The 18838-nt window shown below is 68.2% G+C and carries 17 protein-coding genes; 2 read left to right on the top strand and 15 right to left on the bottom strand.

Going from position 1 to position 18838, the window contains the following annotated elements; genetic code table 11:
• Positions 1-62: 62 nt before the first annotated feature.
• The 14 genes from ACTHL4_RS04745 to ftsZ all read right to left on the bottom strand — a co-directional run bounded on the left by ACTHL4_RS04745 (position 63) and on the right by ftsZ (position 15944).
• Positions 63-875 carry a carbohydrate ABC transporter permease gene (locus tag ACTHL4_RS04745; protein ID WP_440281588.1) on the bottom strand — a complete coding sequence of 271 codons (813 nt, stop codon included), beginning with the start codon at positions 873-875 and terminating at the stop codon, positions 63-65.
• A gap of 92 nt (positions 876-967) precedes the next feature.
• Positions 968-1951: a carbohydrate ABC transporter permease gene (locus ACTHL4_RS04740; RefSeq protein ID WP_440281587.1), complete on the bottom strand. Its 984-nt coding sequence runs from the start codon at positions 1949-1951 to the stop codon at positions 968-970.
• Positions 1944-3248 (bottom strand): ABC transporter substrate-binding protein, encoded by a 1305-nt coding sequence (locus ACTHL4_RS04735; protein ID WP_440281586.1) that lies wholly within the window; start codon positions 3246-3248, stop codon positions 1944-1946. Before ACTHL4_RS04735 ends, ACTHL4_RS04740 begins: the two co-directional genes overlap by 8 nt.
• A 100-nt stretch (positions 3249-3348) precedes the next feature.
• Positions 3349-6915 carry a DNA polymerase III subunit alpha gene (gene dnaE, locus ACTHL4_RS04730; RefSeq protein WP_440281585.1) on the bottom strand — a complete coding sequence of 1189 codons (3567 nt, stop codon included), beginning with the start codon at positions 6913-6915 and terminating at the stop codon, positions 3349-3351.
• A gap of 199 nt (positions 6916-7114) precedes the next feature.
• On the bottom strand, positions 7115-7945 hold the full coding sequence (locus tag ACTHL4_RS04725) for a hypothetical protein (protein WP_440281584.1): 831 nt from the start codon (positions 7943-7945) through the stop codon (positions 7115-7117).
• Between the two features lie 421 nt (positions 7946-8366).
• Entirely contained in the window at positions 8367-9296 is a 930-nt protein-coding gene (locus ACTHL4_RS04720) for an RluA family pseudouridine synthase (protein ID WP_440281583.1), read from the bottom strand.
• On the bottom strand, positions 9289-9954 hold the full coding sequence (lspA, locus tag ACTHL4_RS04715) for a signal peptidase II (RefSeq protein WP_440281582.1): 666 nt from the start codon (positions 9952-9954) through the stop codon (positions 9289-9291). Before lspA ends, ACTHL4_RS04720 begins: the two co-directional genes overlap by 8 nt.
• Positions 9918-10811 (bottom strand): TraR/DksA family transcriptional regulator, encoded by an 894-nt coding sequence (locus ACTHL4_RS04710; protein WP_440281581.1) that lies wholly within the window; start codon positions 10809-10811, stop codon positions 9918-9920. The genes lspA and ACTHL4_RS04710 overlap by 37 nt, the downstream gene beginning before the upstream one ends.
• 255 nt (positions 10812-11066) lie before the next feature.
• On the bottom strand, positions 11067-12134 hold the full coding sequence (locus ACTHL4_RS04705; protein WP_440281580.1) for a DivIVA domain-containing protein: 1068 nt from the start codon (positions 12132-12134) through the stop codon (positions 11067-11069).
• Positions 12135-12225: 91 nt separating this feature from the next.
• Positions 12226-12504 (bottom strand): YggT family protein, encoded by a 279-nt coding sequence (locus tag ACTHL4_RS04700; RefSeq protein ID WP_440281579.1) that lies wholly within the window; start codon positions 12502-12504, stop codon positions 12226-12228.
• Between the two features lie 69 nt (positions 12505-12573).
• Positions 12574-13080 carry a cell division protein SepF gene (locus tag ACTHL4_RS04695; protein ID WP_440281578.1) on the bottom strand — a complete coding sequence of 169 codons (507 nt, stop codon included), beginning with the start codon at positions 13078-13080 and terminating at the stop codon, positions 12574-12576.
• A gap of 65 nt (positions 13081-13145) precedes the next feature.
• The gene (locus ACTHL4_RS04690) at positions 13146-13856 is read right to left on the bottom strand and encodes a YggS family pyridoxal phosphate-dependent enzyme (RefSeq protein WP_440281577.1); all 711 of its coding nucleotides are present in this window, start codon (positions 13854-13856) and stop codon (positions 13146-13148) included.
• On the bottom strand, positions 13849-14601 hold the full coding sequence (gene pgeF / locus ACTHL4_RS04685) for a peptidoglycan editing factor PgeF (RefSeq protein ID WP_440281576.1): 753 nt from the start codon (positions 14599-14601) through the stop codon (positions 13849-13851). Before pgeF ends, ACTHL4_RS04690 begins: the two co-directional genes overlap by 8 nt.
• A gap of 50 nt (positions 14602-14651) precedes the next feature.
• Positions 14652-15944 carry a cell division protein FtsZ gene (gene ftsZ / locus ACTHL4_RS04680; protein WP_440281575.1) on the bottom strand — a complete coding sequence of 431 codons (1293 nt, stop codon included), beginning with the start codon at positions 15942-15944 and terminating at the stop codon, positions 14652-14654.
• 345 nt (positions 15945-16289) lie between these two features.
• Between ftsZ and ACTHL4_RS04675 the strand changes: the two genes are divergently transcribed.
• Both ACTHL4_RS04675 and ACTHL4_RS04670 read left to right on the top strand, forming a co-directional pair.
• Entirely contained in the window at positions 16290-17294 is a 1005-nt protein-coding gene (locus tag ACTHL4_RS04675; RefSeq protein ID WP_440281574.1) for a TlpA family protein disulfide reductase, read from the top strand.
• Positions 17295-17399: 105 nt separating this feature from the next.
• Positions 17400-17894: a hypothetical protein gene (locus ACTHL4_RS04670; protein WP_440281573.1), complete on the top strand. Its 495-nt coding sequence runs from the start codon at positions 17400-17402 to the stop codon at positions 17892-17894.
• A 186-nt stretch (positions 17895-18080) separates the two neighbouring features.
• Here the strand turns inward: ACTHL4_RS04670 and ACTHL4_RS04665 are convergent, their stop codons facing one another.
• Positions 18081-18647, bottom strand: coding sequence for a LuxR C-terminal-related transcriptional regulator (locus tag ACTHL4_RS04665; protein WP_440281572.1), 567 nt, complete (start codon positions 18645-18647; stop codon positions 18081-18083).
• Between the last annotated feature and the right edge of the window lie 191 nt (positions 18648-18838).

The following is an 18838-nucleotide window of genomic DNA, read 5'->3' as shown; positions in this document are numbered from 1 at the left end:
ACCGGCGACCGTTGCCGGTTGTGCACCGGAGTACTTCTTGAAACCCGGCTTGCGCACGACAACTACTCGTTGATCCCGGTCTGCTCCACGCCCGCAACGATCCAGCGCTGCAGGAAGAGGAACATCAGCAACAACGGCACCATCGACACCAGCGCGGCGGTGAACATGCCGGACAGATCGACTGACTGCGCCGTGATGTATGTCGACAGCGACACCTGCACCGTCCACGCCGACTGGTCCTGGCCGATGACCAGGGGCCAGAGGAAGGCGTTCCAGCTGCCGATGAAGGTGATGGTGGCGATCGCCGCGGTGAAGCCCCACGAGTTCGGGATCACGATCGCGAGGAAGGTGCGCATCGGTCCGGCTCCGTCGATGCGTGCCGCCTCCTCCAACTCCTTGGGAAAGCCGAGGAAGTACTGCCGGAAGAGGAACGTCGCCAGCGACTGGAACAACCCCGGGATGATCAGGCCGCGCAACGTCGACACCCAGCCCAGCGAGGACACCATCACGAAGGAGGGCACGAAGGTGACCGCTGCCGGGATCAGCAGCGTCGCAACGATCAGGTAGAAGACGGCGTTGGCGTAGCGCACCGTGGACCGCGCCAGGCCGTAGCCCGCCATACCGGAGATGACCAGCACCAGCACCGTCTGGGTGACCGCGATCGCCAGTGAGTTGAGCATGCTGCGGGCCAGCGGCACGGTCGAATTGTTGAAGGTGTCAGCGAAATTCGACCAGTGCGGGCTGGACGGGAACCACGTCCAGTGATCGATGCCGACCAGTTGCTGCTCGCTGGACAACGCACCGCGCAGCAGCAGGTAGAACGGCACCAGGAAGATCAGCGCGGCCACCGACAGCACGACGTAGCGCACGGTCACACCGGGAGCGCCGCGGAGTCTTGCAGATGCAAATCGGGATCCCCGCGAAGTATCGGAGGAGCGGAGCGGGGGAGAACTTCGTGGGGTGATATTCACGTCTCTCGCCTCCCGATGCCGGTGAACCGTCCCTGCAGCAGCGCGAAGATCGCGATGAGCAGGGTGAGGATGACGGCGCCGGCGCTCCCGTCGCCGAAGTCCTGCCCGTTGCCCAGCGCAATGTTGAACAGGTAGACCAGCGGCGGACGGGCGTATGGCGGGTAGCCTCCCGTCGTCGACAGCACGTTGTAGAACTCGTCGAACGCCTGGAACGCGTTGACCAGCAACAGCATCAGCACCGCGGTCGACGTGGCGCGCAGTTGCGGGAAGGTGATGTAACGGAACGCCTTCCAGCCGGTCGCACCGTCGAGTGCGGCCGCTTCGTAGAGCTGTTGCGGCACGCGTTGCAGTGCAGCCAGGAAGAGCACCATGAAGAAGCCGACCTGCAGCCAGAGCCGCACGGTGACCAGCACCAGCCAGTACCACGGCGGATGCACCACCGACAACCAGGCGATGGGCGGGCCGCCGAGCCAGCCCAGGACCGTGTTGACCATGCCCGCGGCCGTGCCGCCGAAAAGCGAATGACGCCAGATCATCGCCGCCACCACGTAGCTGCATGCGGTCGGCAGGAAGAACACCGACCGGAAGAACGCCTTGCCGCGCCGGACCCCGTTCACCAGGACCGCCAGCGCGAGGGACAGCACGAAGGTCGTCGGCACGATAAACGCCGCGAACACCACGAACGTCAGCAGACTGGACCGGAAGCTGGGATCGCCCAGCATGCGCCGATAGTTGTCGAACCCCACGAAATGCGTGGGGGTGACGGTGTTCCGGGCGTCGTAGAAGCTCAGCCAGACGCTCCACAGGATGGGTATGACGACGAAGATCAGCAGTCCGGCGACGAAGGGTCCGACGAAGATCCAGAACCACAGGTGCGGGCTGTCGGTCCACTTGCGGCGCGGACTGGCCGGCCGCACCTGCCCTGCGGCGCCCGGCCCGGTGGCCGGGCCGGTGGCCGGGCCGAGAGCCGGCTCAGCCACCGATCCTGCGCAACTCGGCGTCGACGACCTTGGCGACACCGGCCAGGCTCGAGGTGGCGTTGGCGCCCGAGCGGACGATCTTGTCGACCGCGTCGGTCATCGCGGTGGCCGACTTCGGCGACCACAGCAAGGGTGTCTGCGGGTGGCCGTAGCTCTTCAGGTAACCGGCCGCGGTCTTGGCCTCGCCGGACTGCAGTGTGGTGGCCTTGCCGATGAGGCTGGTGCGCGAAGGCACGTGGAAGCCGTAGCTCTGTGCGAAGTCGAGCTGGTCGGCGGTCTGGTCGACCCACAGCCACTTGACGAACGCCTTCGCGGCGGCGACGTCCTTGGCCTTGGCACTGACGCAGGAGGCGTAGGCGCCGACCGGGACCGACGGCGTGCCGGAGGACCCGATCGCCGGGAACGGCAGCACTCCGAAGTCGTCGCCCAGCTTGTCCTGCAGCATCGGGAAGTTCCACAACCCGGTCCACTGCATCGCGGTCAGGCCGCTGGTGATGGCGCCCGGGTCCGACCAGTCGGTCGGCGCGCCCAGCAGCAGATGACCGGAGCTGAACAGCTGGTGGAACGTGGTCAACGCGTCCGCCACATCTGCGTTGGCGAAGTCGGGTTTGCCATCCTTGAGGTAGTCGTGCCCGCTGCTCCACAGCACCGGGCCGGCGAGGATCCCGGCGCCGCCGTCGTTGCCGAGGAAGAGACCCTTCACCTTGCCGGTGGTGAGTTTGCTTGCGGCAGAGACCAACTCGTCGAGGGTCTGCGGCGGCTGCACACCGGCGTCCTTCAGCATCGACTTGCGATAGACGAACAACTGCATGTCGACGACCTGCGGGACCCCGTAGATCTTCCCCTTCCACGTCATACGTTCCAGCAGCGAGGGGGTGAAGTCGCTCTTGGCGTCGCCGTAGACGTCGGTCAGGTCGACGACCTGCTTGCCGGTGATCATGTCGATCGTCGGGCCGTTGCCGTATTCGAAGACGTCCGGGCCCGAGTCGGTCAGCAGTGCGGCCGCCGACTTCTGGTCGTAGTTGCCCGGGATCCACTGCACCTCGACCGTGGCCTTCTTGTATGCCGCGGCGTAGCGCTTGACCGCCTGCTCGGTGCCCTGCTCGCCGTACTGGTGGTACCACTGCGAGATCGTGCCGCCGCCACTGCCGCTGCTGCCGCCGGTGCCACCTCCACCGCCACTGGAACGGCCGGTGTTGCCACCGCACGCGGCGAGCGCGCCGGCAGCCAGGATGCCGCCGCCGGCGGCCAGCAGTTGACGCCGCGACGGCGTGCTCGACTTCGAATAACGCTGCATGATCGGAAACATATCGTTCCGAAGGGTGATCCGGCCGGATCGGGGTCGGTCTCGATACGCGGGCTCGTGCCTCACCCGCTACTCGACCAGCTTGTGAGTGCTACCCCACCAGGCAGGCCGGCCCGAGCAGCGCCTTGAGATCGCCGAAGAGGGCGGGTGACGCGGTCACCCGCAGCCCGTCGTCGAGCCGCACCGTGACCGAACGACCGGGCTGGGTGAGTTTCAGGTGCACCTCGGTCGCGCCGGGGTGCTCGCCGAGGACACCCTTGAGCCGGTGGGCGAGCCCGTTGTTGGCCCGCACCAACGGCAGGGTGAGCACCACCGGCCCACGCACGTCGCCCTTGAGCTCCGGGATCGTCATCTCCTGCGCGGACAACGAGATCGAGTCGTCGCGCTCCATGACCCGGCCCTTGACCACGCAGACGGTGTCGGGGCTGAGCATCGTCGAGACCGTCATGTAGGTCTTGGCGAAGAATAGCACCTCGACACTGCCCTCGAGGTCCTCGACCGTCGCGATCGCCCACAGCTCACCGCGCTTGTTGCGCTTGAGCTGCAGGCCGGTGATCAATCCCGCGATGGTGATCATCGCGCCGTCCTTGGGGGCGTCGTCCCCGCGCAGCTTCGCGATCGAGATGTCGGCGTGCTGCGCCAGGACGTGCTCGATGCCGAAGAGTGGGTGGTCGGACACGTAGAGGCCGAGCATGTCCCGCTCGAAAGCCAGCTTGGTCTGCTTGTCCCACTCGATCTCCGGGATCGGCGGCAGCGCCGCCAGGCTGACACCCGCGTCGTCACCGAACCCGGCGAACAGGCTCTCCTGGCCCTGCTCGCTCTTCTTGGCCTCGTCGGCGAGCGAGTCGACATACGTCTCGTGTATGGCGACCAGGCCCTGACGGGTGTGCCCGAGATCGTCGAAAGCGCCTGCCTTGATGAGGGATTCGATGGTGCGCTTGTTACAGACCGCGGTGCCGCCCTTGCGCAGGAAGTCCTCGAACGAGGAGAACTTGCCCTTGGTCTCCCGGGCCCGGACCGTCGCCTCGACGACGTTGTCGCCGACGTTGCGCACCGCACCGAGGCCGAAGCGGATGTCCTCACCGACGGCGGTGAAGTCGTGGGCGGACTCGTTGACCGACGGCGGCAGCACCTGGATGCCCAGCTTGCGGGTATCGGCCAGGTAGATGGCCATCTTGTCCTTGGAGTCCGCGACCGAGGTCAGCAGCGCGGCGGCGTATTCGGCCGGATAGTTGGCCTTCAGGTAGCCGGTCCAGCAGGACACCAGGGCGTAACCGGCAGCGTGCGACTTGTTGAACGCGTAGCCGGCGAACGGCAGCATGACGTCCCACAGCGCCTTGGTCGCTTCCGGCGAGTAGCCGTTCTTGGCCATCCCGGCGGAGAAGTTGTCCCACTCCTTGGCCAGCACCTCCGGCTTCTTCTTGCCCATGGCCCGGCGCAGCAGGTCGGCGCCGCCGAGGGTGTAGCCGGCCAACTCGCGGGCGATGGCCATGATCTGCTCCTGGTAGATGAGCAGGTGGTAGGTCTCGCCCAGGATGCCGTCCAGTGCGTCCTTGAGCTCCGGGTGGATCGGCTCGACCGGCTTGCGGCCGTTCTTGCGGTCGGCGTAGTCGGTGTGCGCGTTGGCGCCCATCGGACCGGGCCGGTAGAGGGCGAGCACAGCGGTGATGTCCTCGAAGCCGGTCGGCGCCATCTGCCGCAGCAAGGTGCGCATGCCGCCGCCGTCGAGCTGAAAGACGCCCAGCGTGTCACCACGGCCGAGCAACTCGTAGGTCTTCGGATCATCCAACGGGATGGTCTCGGTGGTGACCTTCTCACCGCGGTTGGCCTCGATGTTCTTCAACGCCTGGTCGATGATGCCCAGGTTGCGCAGCCCCAGGAAGTCCATCTTGACCAGGCCCATCTCCTCACACTGGGGGTAGGAGAAGCCGGTGATGATGGTGCCGTCCTTGTCCCGGCGGTGCATCGGGATCAGGTCGAGCAACGGCGCCGAGGACAGGATGACCGCGGCGGCGTGCACGCCGGTGCCGCGGATCTTGCCCTCCAGGCCGAGCGCGGTGTCGAAGACCTTCTTGACCTCGGGTTGGGCCGCGATCATCGCGCGGAAGTCGACGCCCTCGGCATACCGCGGGTGCTTCTCGTCGTAAGTCGCCGACAGCGGCACCCCCTTGCCCTGCACGTCGGGCGGCATCGCCTTGGAGATCTGGTCGCCGAGGCTGAACGGGAAACCGAGGATGCGGTTGGCGTCCTTGATCGCCGCCTTGGCCTTGATCGTGGAGAAGGTGTTGACCTGGGCGGTGTAGCCGGCGCCGTACTTCTCGGTGACGTAACGCACCATCTTGTCGCGCTGCCGGTCGTCGAAGTCGAGGTCGACGTCGGGCGGGCTGATCCGCTCGGGGTTGAGGAACCGCTCGAACAGCAACCCGTGCTCCAGCGGGTCCAGCTCGATGATCCGGGTCAGGTAGGCGACCAGGGACCCGGCCGCGGAACCTCGGCCCGGGCCGAGCGGGATGCCGTTGTCCCGGGCGTGCTGGCAGATGTCGGAGACCACCAGGAAGTAGGACGAGAACCCCATCGGCTCGATGACCGACATCTCGGTCTCGATCCGCTCCCAGACGCCCTCCGGCGGGTTGTCGCCATACCGCTCGACGACGCCGGCCTTGATGCGCTCACGCAGGAACGACGCCTGAGTCTGGCCCTCCGGGACATCGGGGAACTGCGGCATACGGTCGACGTGGGTGAAGACCTCGCTGTAGTCGCCGATCATCTCGGCGACCCGCATCGTGTTGTCGCAGGCCTCCGGCAGCTCGCGGAAGAGCTGGCGCATCTCGTCGGCGGACTTGAGGTAGTAGCCGGTGCCGTTGAACTTGAGGCGACCCGGGTCGTCCTTGTTCTTGCCGACGCCGATGCACAGCAGGTCGTCGTGGCTGTCGGCCTGGTCCTCGGTGACGTAGTGGCTGTCGTTGGTGGCCAGCAGCGGTATGTCGAGCTTCTTGGCGATGTCCAGCAGACCCGAGCGCACCGACCGCTCGATGTCCAGGCCGTGGTCCATCAGCTCCAGGAAGTAGTTGTCCTTGCCGAAGATGTCCTGGTATGCCGCCGCCGCCGCGAGCGCCTCGTCGAACTGTCCGAGGCGCAGCCGGGTCTGCACCTCGCCGGACGGGCAGCCGGTGGTCGCGATGATGCCCTTGGCGTGCTCGGCCAGCAGCTCGCGGTCCATGCGGGGCTTCATGTAGTAGCCCTCGAAGCTGGCCAGCGAGCTCAGCTTGAACAGGTTGCGCAGGCCGGGGGCGTCCTGCGCCCACATCGTCATGTGCGTGTAGCGACCGCCGCCGGAGACGTCCTTGCCGCCCTCACCGTCGACATTCGCGTCGCGCTTGCCGCCCGGCGCCCAGAATTCCTGCTTGCGCGAGAACCGCGTGCTGGGTGCGACGTACGCCTCGATGCCGATGATCGGCTTGACCGGGGAATCCTTTGCGGCACCGAAGAATTCGTAGGCCGCGAACATGTTGCCGTGGTCGCTCATCGCGATCGCCGGCATGCCCAGCCGCTCCACCTCCTGGAACATCCGCCCGACGTTCGCGGCACCGTCGAGCATGGAGTATTCGGTGTGCACGTGCAGGTGCACGAAGTTGGCGGAGGCGGCAGGATCGGACATCGCGACGAGTCTAGATCGGGCCTCCGACAGCGTCGTCAGGACTCGCTCGGCTGTGACGGATGAGGCCGGTGGTATGGCGGTGAGGGCGGCTCGTCATACCAGCGTCGGCGTGCCCAACTCCCGACCGTCGCGACTTACGCACGCGACGCGGGCCGATCCTGCACACAACCCGCGACCGTCGCGGGTTATGGACGCCGGCTCAGCCGTCGCGGGTGAGGTCAAACTCCTCGAGGACGTCACGGAGGTGGCAATTGACGGCTTCCGCGAGCTCATCGGTGAAACGTTCCGGTCGGCCGATCAGCACGTGATCGCTGTCGACAGGCAGCAAGTGCACGACATCCCCGCTCAACTGCCCGCGCACCCGGAATCTGGACAGGGCCGGCGGCATGTCGCCGACTTCCACGAGCCAGTACGGGGTCGCACCGAGACACAGCAGGACCGCGTAACGCTCGGGCGCCGGCAGGCCGACACCGTCCCATTCGCTGCTGACGGGCAGTCTCCAGATGGCGTGCAACTGCATCCAGCGGCGGATCGTGCGAACGACATCGACCACGAAGAAAATTGCGGCCAGTGCCCACAACAGCGTGCGGACGTAGGGTACGTCGACGAGCATCGCTGCCCCCACCCCGCAGAGGGGCATCCACCACGCGACCGATGTCACCGCGTCGAGCACGTCGGTCCGTGACGACGGCTGCGTCCGCCGATGCGCCGGAGCAGCGTCCCAGCCCTGCACCCCCGTGATCTGCGCCGCAAGTCCGAGCACCGTGTCCGGCAGCACCGACTCACGACCGACGGGGGAAGCCACGCTCAGCGCGGGTCGTTTCATCGTCTGATCCGGGTGACTCTCGAGAACCGGAAGGGGACTGAGGACGGTCGTGCGACGTGGAGAACGCGCACGCCACGCACCGAAACCGAGGATCAATCCGGCCACCACCAGCATGGTGCTGTCGATTCCGACGATCTCGCTTCGTTCGCCCGAAAAGGCTTGACCAGCAAACGGTTCCGGCTGAGCGACGATGGGCACCGTCATACCGGACTGACCCGCATCGTACGAGCCGCAGTCGACGTGGGTGAGTCGTGTCCGCTCGCCATGGGTCCACTCGACCAAGCACGAACGACCCGCCGCGCCGGGTCGGTGTAGCGCTCCAAACGCCACTGCCCGTCAAAGTCACCGGCCGGCTCGACGATCCGGCAGGTGACCGGACCGGTACTCAACGGGAGCGCGAAAACGCGCTTCCACGTACGTACCAACAGCCGATCGCCGTCCCGACTCAGTCGTGCGCGGCGCAGCCGCCCGCCGGACAGCGACACCCTGGCCGCCACGGAGACTGTCTTCCCGGCATCGGCTCGCCGACACCGGTATGCCGCCAGCCGTTCGCGGATCGTCTCGAGCGAGAGACAGACGATCACCGTCCCGCCGAGGCCCAGTATCGCCGTGATGACGAACTCGATCATGCCCTCGCGACGTCCAGCGCGTGCGCCAGGTCCTGCGGGTAGGGACTGTGGAAGGTGACCCACTCCCCCGAGCCGGGGTGCGTGAAGCCGAGTTCGGTGGCGTGCAGCCACTGCCGGTCGAGGCCGAGCCGCTTGGCGACGGTCGGGTCGGAGCCGTAGAGCGGGTCGCCGACCAGAGGCCGGTGCAAGGCCGAGAAGTGCACGCGGATCTGATGGGTGCGGCCGGTCTCCAGGTGGATCGTGAGCAGGCTCATCGACCGGAACGCCTCGAGCAGTTCGTAGTGCGTGACGCTCGCGCGTCCGGACTGCATCACCGCGAACTTGTAGTCGTGGCCGGGGTGTCGGCCGATCGGTGCCTCGATGGTGCCCACGACCGGATCGGGCAGGCCCTGCACGAGCGCGTGGTAGGTCTTGTCGACGGTGCGGTCCCGGAACGCCTGCTTGAGCACCGTGTAGGCCCGCTCGCTCTTGGCCACGACCATCAGCCCGCTGGTGCCGACGTCGAGCCGCTGCACGATGCCCTGGCGTTCGGCCGCACCGGAGGTCGAGATGCGGTAGCCCGCGGCGGCGAGGCCACTGACGACGTCGGGGCCGTTCCACCCGACGCTGGGGTGTGCGGCCACCCCGGCCGGTTTGTCGACGACCACGATCTCGGTGTCGTCGTGCACGATCCGCAGGCCCTCCACCAGCTGCGGCCTCACCTCGGCGACCCGTGGGCCGACCCGATCCGGCATACGCACCTCGAGCCACTGGCCGGCGCTGACCCGGTCGGACTTGCCGACCACCTTGCCGTCGACCGTCACCTCGCCGTCGGCGGCGAGTTGCGCCGCCTGGGTGCGGGAGAAGCCGAGCACGCGGGCGAGTGCCGTGTCGACGCGCTCGCCCTCGAGCCCGTCGGGTATGCCGAGAGCCTTGACCTCACTCATCGGCGGTGTCCGCCTCGTCACGGCCGGCGCTCTTCCGACCGGCCTTCCGCCGGTCCGACCCGTCACCGTCGGCACGGCGTCCGTCGATGCCGATGCCGAGGAACGCCAGCAACGCGATCAGGCACGCGGCGGTGACCACGCAGCAGTCGGCGACGTTGAACACCGGCCAGTGGGGCAGCTGCAGGAAGTCGACGACGTGACCCTTGCCACCTCCCGGCGCGCGGACGAACCGGTCGGTCAGGTTGCCCAGTGCCCCGCCGATCAGCAGCCCGAGCGCGCACGCCCAGGGCTTGCTGCGCAACCGACGCGCGATGAAGATCGTCGCCACGATCACCACCGCTGCGATGATCGTGAGCACCCAGGTCGCGTTGGTCGCGATCGAGAACGCCGCACCGGGATTGTGGGTCAGCTGCAGCTGCAGCACGCTGCCGACCACCTGCTGAGGGTGTGCCGGGTCCAAGGCCGAGGACGCCCAGGCCTTGGTGCCCTGGTCGAGGCCGTACCCGACCAGGGCCACGCCGACGAGCAGCGCGATCAGCTGTGCCGAGGGTCGCTTCTGGGGCGCCGGCGGGTCCTGGGACGTCCCGGTGGAGCGCTGCCCGGCGGCAGGATCGTCGGGAGTCAGCGCCGCTCCTGCTGCGCCTTGCACGTCAGGCACAGCGTCGCCCGAGGGAATGCCTGCAGCCGGAGCTTGCCGATCGCGTTGCCACAATTCTCACAGACTCCGTAGGTGCCGTCGTCGATGCGTTCGAGCGCATGCACCGATTGTTCCAGCAGGTCGCGGGAGTTCTGCGCGAGGGAGTATTCGTGCTCCCGCTCGAACGTCTTCGCGCCGGCGTCCGCCTGGTCGTCACCGGCGCCGTCGCCGCTGTCCTTGATCAGGCCGGCGATGTCGGTCTCGAAGCCGTTCAGCTCGGTGGTGAGCCGCTCGACGTCGCCCGCCAGCTCGGCCCGGACCGCGGCGAGTTCCTTGGGTGTCCAAGGGGATTCGTCGTCCCGGACCTTCAACTTGCGGGGTGCGGACGACGTGGTGGTCTTGTCAGCAGTGGTTTTCGTGGCGGCCTTCTTCGTCGGGGCCGCCTTGGCGGCGGCGGCGGTCGTCTTCTGAGTCGCCGGCGACTTCTTGACCGGCGGGGTCTTGGTGGTATGACGCGCCTGTCCGGCGGCCCTCTGGGGTGCTGCCTTCTTCGGTGTCGTCTTCGTGGGTGTCGTCTTCGTGGCTGCTGTCTTCGCGGCGGCGGACGCCTTGGTCGCGGTTGCCTTCTTGGCGGTGGCCTGCTTCGCCGGCGCCGCCTTCTTCGCCGGCGACTTCTTGGCTGCCTTCGCCGGCGCCGCCTTCTTCGCCGGTGCGGCCTGGGCCGCCGACTTCTTGGCAGCCGACTTCTTGGCAGCCGGCTTCTTGGCCGTCGCCTTCGCCGGTATGGCGGCAGCCTTCTTCGGGGCGGAGTCGGCGGAGCCGTCGCGACCGGTCGCCTTCGCCACCACACCGGTGGCCTTGCGCAACGCGGTGGTCACCCGTGACCTGCTTTTCGATCCAGACTTCGGCGCAGACTTCGACACAGAGCTGGACGTTGCGGCCGTCTTCTTGGCGGGCATCGCATCCTCTTCTCTCGCAGCGGTCCGGTGCGCCTTGCGGTGCGTCGGGTAACCGCCCCCGAACTGGATGCGGGCAGAATAAGCGACACACTGCCGGCATACAACGAACATCGCCGGACAAGGGCGCCTCACCTTAACGGATCGGCACACCTGCCCGGCGACTTCTGCGTCGTGTCAGTCGTTGGACGTGGGCTTCTCCTCGACAGCCGTGTGGTCCAGCTGCGTCAGGTGGTCCTCGATGTAGCCGCGCAGCTTGGTGCGGTAGTCGCCCTCGAACGAACGCAACTGGTCGATGTTGCCGCTGATCTTCTCGCGCTCGGCGTTGAGTTCGCCCAGGATGCGGTTCTTGCGGTCCTCGGCCTCGCGCACCATCTTGTCCGACTTCTCGGTGCCGGTGCGGACCAGGTCGTCGTGCTTCTGCTGACCGGTGGACAGCAACTCGTCGTGCCGGCTCTGCGCGGTGGCGAGCAACTCGTCGTGCCGGCTCTGCGCGGCGCTGATCAACTCGTCGTGCTTGATGTGTGCCGAGCCGATCAGCTCGTCGCGCTTGGCGTTGGCCTCACCGACGACCTTGTCGTGGTGGGCCTGCGCGTCGCTGATCAGCCGGTCGCGCTTGGTCTCACCCTCGCGCACGTGCTCGTCGTGCAGCCGCTGGGCCAGCGCGATGACGCCGGCGGCGCCCTCGGTCGAGGCGATCGCGGCGACGTCGCCGCCCTGCGGGGTGCCCTTGGTGTCGGCCTTGGCAGCGGCCGCCTGCTGCTCGCCCAGCTGCGCCTGCTCCTTCTTGGCGGCCGCGAGGGCGTTCTGGACCTGGTCGAGCTCGGCCTTGGTGCGGGTCAGCTCGTCCTTGGTGGACTTCAGGTTGTCCTGGGCGGTCTTCAACTCGCCCTGCGTCTTGTCCAGCTCGGCCCGGGCGGCCTTGGCGGCCTCCGCGTCCTTGGCGGTCGGGACGACCTGCGTCTTGTCCGAGTCGTCGCCACCACCGACCGGGGTCAGGGCGGGCACGGCGGCGGCTGGGGAACCCTTGCCGGCCTCGGCGTCGCTGCGACCGGGAACGCCCTTCGAGCGACGGCAGTCCTCGAGCTTGCCGGTCAGGTCTTCGTTCTCGGCGTTCAGCCGGCGCAGCTCGACCACGATCTCGTCGAGGAAGTCGTCCACCTGGATCTCGTCGTAACCGCTACGACCGAAACCCTTCGGTTTGGTGAACTCCTTCTTGACCACGTCTTCTGGCGTCAACGCCATGTGTGCACCTCAGTTGAAACTTCAGGACGGAGAGCAGACGTGTCCGGATGGACCCGCGGCACTCGCCGCAACAATCGGATAAATATCGTGCTCACTGTAGGATACTGAGCAGCAAAGAGACAGCCAGGATCAGGATCAGGAAAGCCAGGTCCAGGCGCACCTGCCCCAGTCGCAGGGGCGGCACCACCCTACGCAACGCCTTGAGTGGCGGATCCGTTGTGCTGTAAATGGTTTCGGCGACCACGAGCACCGGCCCGCGAGGACGCCAACTGCGAGCGAAAACCTGCACCCAGTCCAGCACCAGCCTGCCCAGCAGCAGGATGAAGAAGACGTAGAGCAGCAGCGACACCACGGCGAGGACGGCTGACATGACTACATTCTGCGGCATCGACCTTTGGACCGACCATCAGCCCGGTGACAGTGCCGCCCGGCGCGATGCTCAGCTCTGGTTGAACAGACCGCGGCCGCTGGGACGAGCCGCCTCCGGGCCGCTGGTGGCGACCTCGATGCCGTGCGGTGACAGCAGGAAGACCTTGCTGGTGACGCGCTCGATGGTGCCGTGCAGGCCGAAGACCAGACCGGCGGCGAAGTCGACCAGGCGCTTGGCGTCGGTATCGTCCATGTCGGAGAGGTTCATGATGACCGGCACGCCGCTGCGGAAGCTCTCGCCGATCTCCTTGGCCTCGTTGTAGGTGCGCGGGTGGATCGTGTTGATGCGGCTCATCTCGGTGGCCTCCTGCCGGTGCGGTGCCGGTGCGGCCGGCGAGGTGTGCAACTGGGTGACCGGCGCGGGCTCGCGGTGGCTCTCCTCCACCGGGTAACCACTGTCCTGCGCCTCGTCGTAGTGCTCCTCGCTCCACTCACCGGCGTAATCGTCGTCGCGGTAGTGCGGGTCGGCCTCGGCCAAGCCGAGATACTCCATCGTCGCGCGCAGCTTCCCAGCCATGAACGTGCACTCCTTCTCACCGCGAGGGGCCTGCCTCGAAGGCGTTTGGTCGGTCGCGGAAGACGCTACCGGGCGGCGGGCCGAGAACCCAGGATTGCGCTGCCGACACGCAGGTGTGTCGCGCCTGCGGCGACCGCTTGTTCGAGATCGCCGCTCATGCCGGCCGACAGCCAGGTCGCGTCCGGGTGATCAGCGCGTATGACGCCCGCCACCGACGCCAGGCGTTCGAACGCCTCGGCCGGGTCGGCGTCCAGCGGTGCCACAGCCATCAGACCGCGCAACCGCAGCGCCTCGCACTCCGCGACCCGGTCCGCCAACTCGCCGGCGCCTTCCGGAGGGACACCACCGCGACCGGCGGCACCGGACAGGTCGACCTGCACCAGCACATCGAGCGCGCGCCCCTGGGCGGCGGCGGCCTTGTCGAGGGCCCGGGCGATCTTCGCCCGGTCGACGGACTGGACCACGTCGGCATACCGCACCACGTGGGCGGCCTTGTTCGACTGCAGCTGTCCGATGAAGTGCACGGTGAGCCGCTGGCGCACCTCGGTGGCGAGCTGACCGAACTTCGCGCCGGCCTCCTGGTCGCGGTTCTCCCCCACGTCGCGCACCCCGAGCGCGGCCAGGTGCTCCACGTCCGCGGCCGGGAAGAACTTGGTGACCGCGATCAGCGTTGCGTCGTCGCGTGGCCGTCCCGCGGCGGCGCAGGCGCGCTCGATCCGCTCCTCCACCTCGGCGAGGTTCGCGGCGAGGTGACTGCGGCGGGCGTCGTCAGACATGAGGGATCTTCCCGCGGCTGCGTTGGACGATGACGCCGGCGAACCGGCCGGTCCGGTGGTCGCGCCGGTAGGAGAACAGCCGATCGCTCTCCCGGCTGCAGCCCGGCACCCAGGTGGTCGGCACCTCGCGGGCGTGCAACTGCGCCACGACGCCGCCGGCGACGTCGATCGCCGGCGTGCCGGCCCAGCTGACCGTGCGGCTCTCGGGAGCGATCGCGGCGGCCTCCTCGCGCAGCGCGAGCGGCACCTCGTAACACCGGCCGCACACCGAAGGCCCCACGACGGCAACGGGATCGGTAGCTCCGTGGTGCGCCATACGGTCCAGTGCGTTGTCGACGATGCGGGCCATCATGCCCGGCCGGCCGGCGTGCACGGCGGCGATGACGCCCGCTGCCGGGTCGGCCAGCAGCAGCGGTGTGCAATCGGCCACGAGCACCGCCAGCGCGAGGCCGTATGACGCCGTGACAACTCCGTCGCCCTCCGCGTCGCGACCGCCGTGCGCGTCGACCGCGACAACCCGGTCGCTGTGTGTCTGGTGCATGAACACCAGGTCACCGGGCGCGACGCCGACGGCGGCGGCCACCGCGGCGCGGTTCTGCCGCACATGACCGGGGTCGTCCCCGACCGCGCCGCCGAGGTTGAGCGAGGCGACCGGCCCGGTGCTCACCCCGCCGGCGTTGTCGGTGAAACCGACGTCGACGGTGCTGCCGTCCGGCCCGGTCAACTGGTCACGCCACCACCACATCGGCCGTCCCGTCTTGACGAAGATCTCCGAACAACGACGCGGAGTACGGACTACTTGAGGAAGTCCGGGACGTCGAGGTCCTGGCCGTCGTCGAAACTGACCTCGCGCGGCGGGCGGTTGCTCGGGGTCTGCTTGACCGCGCCCGGGTTGGCCGGCGGCTGCGGCTGCTCGGGCTCACCCTGCTGCGGTGCGTCGCCGCCCTGCTGCTGCTGACCCTGCGGGGCACTCTGCTGGCCTTGCTGCGGCTGGCCGCCCTGCTGCGGGGCGCCACCCTGCGCAGCGGCCGGTTTGGCCTGCTGCGGGATCGCCCCGGCGGCTGCGGCCGGCGACTGCTGGCGCGGCGTCGGCGCGCCCTGGATCTGGCCGAGCGCGCGCTCGTCGGTCCGCTTGTTGGGTGCACCCCCCTCGAAGCCGGCCGCGATGACCGTCACGCGGACCTCGTCCCCGAGCGCGTCGTCGATGACGGCGCCGAAGATGATGTGGGCCTCCGGGTGCGCGGCCTCCTGCACCAGCCGGGCCGCCTCGTTGATCTCGAACAGACCCAGGTCGCTGCCACCCTGGACCGATAGCAGCACACCCTGCGCGCCGTCGATGCTCGCCTCGAGCAACGGGCTGGAGATTGCGAACTCGGCCGCCTGCACCGCGCGGTCCTCGCCGCGTGCGGAGCCGATGCCCATCAACGCCGAACCGGCGCCCTGCATGACCGACTTGACGTCGGCGAAGTCGAGGTTGATCAGGCCCGGGGTGGTGATCAGGTCGGTGATGCCCTGGACACCCGACAACAGCACCTGATCGGCGCTGTGGAACGCATCGAGCATCGAGACGTTGCGGTCGCTGATCGACAGCAGCCGGTCATTGGGGATGACGATGAGGGTGTCGACCTCTTCGCGCAGCGCGTTGATGCCCAGATCGGCCTGGTTGGCGCGGCGGCGGCCCTCGAAGGTGAACGGGCGGGTGACCACACCGATGGTCAGCGCGCCGAGACTCTTGGCGATCTTGGCGACCACGGGAGCGCCGCCGGTGCCCGTGCCGCCGCCCTCGCCGGCGGTCACGAAGACCATGTCGGCGCCCTTGAGCACCTCTTCGATGTCCTCGGCATGGTCCTCGGCGGCCTTCTTGCCGACCTCCGGGTCGGCGCCGGCGCCGAGGCCGCGGGTGAGGTCGCGGCCGACCTCAAGCTTGACGTCAGCGTCACACATCAACAACGCCTGGGCGTCGGTGTTGATGGCGATGAACTCCACGCCCTTGAGACCGACCTCGATCATCCGATTGATGGCGTTGACGCCACCGCCGCCGATGCCGACGACCTTGATGACGGCCAAGTAGTTCTGCGGAGTTGCCACGAGGAACGGCCTTTCCAGCGTTAGACGATGTAAGCAAGCAAGTATGCCGACTGCGTTCTCCACGCCGGAACGCGGCCACAGTCACCATGATGATGACGTTGATGGCGGCACTCCCCTAGCCGACACACCGTGCCGAGCGGACGGGCGCCACACACAAGCAGCATCTGCGGCATGCTACGCGGCATTCCCGGCTCCCGGCGAGTATCGACCTGTAGTTGACGGTGAAGCGCCGTGGTCGCTGTATGCCACCTGTCTGCTGCCCCGCCAGGCCTGTTCCGCCGAGTGCCGCCGGGACTGCTCGGCGGTCATTAGGATTCGACGCGTGAAGCCTGGACGTGTGTGTCGATGATCGACTGGATCGGTGCATCGTGCACCTGGCTGATCGGGGCCGTGCTGGTCAGCAGCGGACTGCTCAAGCTGGGGACGGCACCGACGTTCCAGGTGACGCTCTCGCAGTTCGGTCTGCCGCAGTGGACCTGGCAGGACATCCGCTTCGCCCGCGCCTTCCCGTGGTGCGAGCTGCTGCTCGGTCTCGCCGTGGTGCTGGTGCCGGCTCCCGTGCAGCTGGTGCCGGCCATCGGGATCCTGGCGCTCTTCGTGGCCTTCCTCGTGCTCGTCGCGCGGGTATGGCGCCGGCCGACCCCGGTCTCGTGCAACTGCTTCGGTGGGCTCGGCGACGACGTGGTCGGCGTGCGCACCGTCATACGCAATGGAGTGCTGGTGGCGCTCGCGCTGGCCGCCGTCGTGCTGCACCGGGCACCTGCGAGCGTGGTCGCCGACCGGATCGCCGGCTGGTGCTCTCCACTGCCCGCGGTGCTCGCGGTGGCCGTCGCCGCGAGCCTGGTCGTATGGCGCGCCGTCGCCGCCCGGCGGCACCGCGCGCGCCTGATCCGCACGCTGACGGTGCAGGATGTGCACGGCAACGCGCTGCCGATCGCGGAGTTCCAGGACCCGCCCACGTTCCTGGTCTTCTTCGCACCCGGGTGCGGCGCGTGCCACGCGCTGGTCGACGACTTCCGCTGGTGGCCGCATCTGCTCAAGGACGGCTACGACCTCCAGCCGGTCTTCCTCGGCACCCCGGAGCAGTTCGCCGACCAGGAGAAGTTCGCCCCGCTCGCGCCGTACGCCTGGTACGCCACCGTCGACGTCGCCCGGGCGTTCGGCATCAACGGCACCCCGGGTGGGACCACGATCGACCCGGCCAACCCGCTGGGTCACGACCCAGTTGCGGGGTATGGCGCCATCCGCAATCTGGTGCTGCGCCTCGATTGGCAGGAGGCCGCAGCGGCGATCGCAGACCGCGGCGGCGACGAGAGCGCGACGGCCGCGCCCCACAGCCAGACCTCGTAGGCCGCTACTGTCAGACGACATGCGGATGGGGCGCGGACCCACGTGGTCCGCGCCCCTTCGCTATGACATTCAGATCAGGAAGCGGAGCACAGGACGAGCGTCGCGTTGACCGATCCGGTGCTCTTCGACCCGGTGCCCGTGTATCCGGCCGGCAGCGTTGCCGTAGCGTTCAAGGTGAAGCCCACTGAGATCGACAGCGTCGTGCGGGCGGAAAGCGTAGCGCCCGGGGCCAACGGAGCGGTCAATGTGATGGTGCGGCTGGTCGGGCTCAGCACATTGACGTTGGCGGTGCCACCGGTGATCGAGAAAACACCAATGTTGGCAATGCCCGAACCGGTGATGTTGATGACGGTGCCTGCGGGAATCGGGGCCGTCGGACCGGCGGTCAGCGTGAAGCCCGGGCCCACCGTGCCGAGCACACCACAGGTGCCGCTGAGCTGGAACGCGCCGACGTCGGTCGTGGTGCTGGCGGAGGCGGCGGGTGCGGCGGCGCCGACGGCCACGACCGGGACCGACCACGCGGCACCCTTGGCGATCGTGCGACGGCTGACGCCGGACTGCTGGACTTCGGTCATCGGTGATGCCCTTTCGAAAGAATGAGGTGAACAACCGCGGCGCGACCGAATCGACCCACGAATGTTCGCGCTGGCTCCCGCCGAGGACGACACTAGGAGTGATCCGGACCTCACCCGTGCGGACTAATCACCAAGGACTAGAAAACCGGCACAGGTGCGCCGTGCCTCCGGTGGCCGGTCGTCGGTTTCCCCCGCGCCGGAACGTACGCGCTCAGCCGATCAGCATGCCCCGCGCCCGCAACTGCCGGGCCAGCTCCACCCGGTTGGCGGCTGAGCTGTTGACCTTGGCGCGGACATTGGCCAGGTGCACCTTCAAGGTGCGCTCGCTGATCCCCAGCTCGGCGGCGACGGCCGCACGCGGGGCGTCCGCGTGGTCGACCAGGTAGGCCTGGCACACCCGCTGCTCGGCCGGCGTGAGCCGCAGCGCTGCGGCGCCGAGTGCCGGCAGCGACCGCTCACCACCGGCAACCCGCAGCGCCGCGACGACCAGGTCGTGCTGAGAACCGATCACCGACACGTAGCCGCGCAGCCCCGCGTCGACCAACTCGGCCACCGTTCCGGTGTGCAGGTAGCCGCCCCAGGCGACGGTGGGGCGGCTGCGCGCGATCCGCCGCACCGCTGCCGTGCCGAGCGCCGGCAGGTCGACGACCGTGACGTCATACCGCCCGGCGCCGACCGGTAGGACGTCGTCGCTGTGCTGCCCGACCACCGCGAAGGCTCCGGGACGACGCAGGGTGCCCTCCAGCGCGTCACGGTGCAGCGCCAGCGGGCTGATCACGTCGACGCTTCGTGCAGGCGGCCGTGCGCCCGGGTCGGCCGGCACGCGCGGAGTTGAGTCCCGCATAGTGGTGTAGCGCGGTCGCCGTGATCGTCCTGGTATTGGACGTGGTGCGGCCACCGCGTGATCCTTCGAGTGAACCTCTCACAGCACTCTCGAATGGAGTCATCACGATGACCGCACCACACATT

Origin of the sequence: Flexivirga sp. (assembly GCF_051955415.1) — a bacterium.
In the GTDB taxonomy this organism is placed as follows: domain Bacteria; phylum Actinomycetota; class Actinomycetes; order Actinomycetales; family Dermatophilaceae; genus Flexivirga.
Note: the sequence above shows the minus strand (reverse complement) of the source record. Positions and strands in the feature narration are given on the sequence as shown.